We start from the raw sequence: 1,187 nt of genomic DNA, 5'->3' as shown, positions 1-1,187 counted from the left end.
TGGTAGGTTGTAGTGAGCTGATTCTGCACATTATTCAGATATCTGCGGCCGTTCAGAGAGCTTATATTCGTATTGACGTATACAGCCATAGTGTTCTCCCCATCATGTATGTGAAATAGTAATAAAGACCCGGAAATACGGCCCTTTATTAAGCTTAACGACTTTTCACTATGACAAGTGTGTAATTCAGATTACACAAAATATAATCTTAAACAGATGCGAAAAACAGGCGCGTATAGATACAGCATAACAACCTATAAGTATCTCTATTAACCTGATATTTAAGGGAATTTGGTTTTAATAGTGGCTAATGACTAATTTAAATTTCGTGTGCTTACAGCTCATTAAGACCACTGCTTACTTCCACCGCAGAAGCCGTAACTACCAGCAACATAAGCCGCGTTAAGGTACTGCCATGGCCGTGTGACGCACATCAGACTCTCCCCAAGCCGTCGCACACCACTACATGCCCATATTCTTCCCTGCGTGATTCACCGAGGAGATTAGAGAGGGTGGAGTAGCTTTAGCACGCATATATCTCGCTGCAGGGCGTTATGGGCCCTTACAGCCAAGGAAAGCGCGTCTAACGCCATTACATGCCGGTTGCTGACCCTGAGCAATCCAGTCGCCTTAATGCTTTGCTAAATCTGGCTACGCTAAGGCGGCTGGTCAGAGCAAAGGCCATTGCCTCATCGTCTACATCAACCGGGCAGAAAGCTTCAACCACATGGCGCTGTCGTCCGACATCATCAGAAGTTGCCCGCACTATGCGCTCATGCCGGTTTACACCAGACCTGTAGCATCCAGCAACACCACTTCAAACCAGGAGTCCTCAACACTTCGCCCCTGTCCAGTACCGCTCTAAAGCGCAACCACACGCTCGGTCATGGTTCAAATTGCAGGTACAAAAAAGCACCCCTGAGGGTGCCTTTTTGACAAGATGTGTGCGGTATATGGCATCAGCAGAGCTTTGCTCTTATTGCATTGTAAAGGCTTAGCGGTTGCTGAGCTCCGCCACTTTCTTCCACGCGCTGCCTTGCTAATGCTGCCAGTGGATTATCCTAACAGTGACAGACCCAGCTGAGGACGGGTGTTGGCCTGCATCAGCATGGAGGTAGCAGCCTGCTGAATAATGGACTGCTGGGACAGATTGGCTGATTCTTCGGCGAAGTCTGCGTCACGAATTC

General features: G+C 48.3%; 1 protein-coding gene. It reads right to left on the bottom strand.

The features are described from left to right. Positions 1-1,056: 1,056 nt before the first annotated feature. Positions 1,057-1,187 (bottom strand): flagellin (locus MXE39_RS12875; protein ID WP_281503472.1); only part of this gene is annotated, 131 nt, incomplete at its 5' end.

The organism is Anaerobiospirillum sp. NML120511 (assembly GCF_023050955.1).
Classification (GTDB): Bacteria; Pseudomonadota; Gammaproteobacteria; order Enterobacterales; family Succinivibrionaceae; genus Anaerobiospirillum.
Note: the sequence above shows the minus strand (reverse complement) of the source record. Positions and strands in the feature narration are given on the sequence as shown.